Origin of the sequence: Citrobacter sp. wls714, from assembly GCF_005281025.1 — a bacterium.
GTDB classification, from domain to species: domain Bacteria; phylum Pseudomonadota; class Gammaproteobacteria; order Enterobacterales; family Enterobacteriaceae; genus Citrobacter; species Citrobacter werkmanii.
Genome location: NZ_SZWZ01000112.1, coordinates 1 through 758, shown reverse-complemented (window position 1 = coordinate 758; position 758 = coordinate 1). Strand labels below are relative to the sequence as shown.

Sequence of the window (758 nt, the reverse complement as noted above, 5' to 3'; positions counted from 1 at the left end):
GTGCTGGCCGAAGCGGGTAAGCCGGTAGTCACTCGTGTCGGATTTAACGCCAATCAGTTCGTCCTGATGAGTGGCAGTAGTGATACGCAATATTCGCCGTTTGCAGTTGTTAATGGTCAGGTGTTTATCAGCGATGCGTTTATTCAGGATGGCAGTATTACCAATACAAAAATTGGTAATTACATACGCTCGAATAATTACCAGGCAGGATTGACCGGCTGGAATATTGATAAAACTGGTCAGGCTGAATTTAACGATGTCACCGTACGCGGAACTGTATATGCAACCGGCGGATCGTTCACTGGCGATATTCATGCTGAAGATGGGGAATTCTCTGGCACCGTATCAGCCCGGAAATTTGTGGGCGATATTGTTGCCCTATACACATATAACGATTATCCCGGATTGACCGCGCCAATTAACACCAAAACGTTCACATATAAAGACAGTTCCAGTTTAGGGCTACAAAAAACAATATTGTTCCAGGTTGGATGCCAGGTGAGGAGTCTTACATCAACAGCAACTTCGGCAACGATTATTATCAGCATTAACGGAAACGAAAAAAGATACACGTTTTCAACATCAAGCGGTGGTTCGAGTAGCGGCAGCACCGTCCCGTTCGTTGTTACGCACTCCATTGTTACGACGGCGGATATCGTATCAATCACACTCCGGGAAGAGGCGACTGGCAGTTACCAGCATTCACTTTATAGCCCCACAATAATGGTAGGGCGTTCCTCGGGGAATTTCTCCGGTGG

Annotated in this window: 1 protein-coding gene; it reads left to right on the top strand. The window is 46.7% G+C overall.

Features of this window, described 5'->3' with window-relative positions; translation table 11 throughout:
* Positions 1-758, top strand: a 758-nt coding sequence (locus FDX11_RS25025; protein WP_137398706.1) for a DUF1983 domain-containing protein, incomplete at both ends; no start/stop codon positions are given.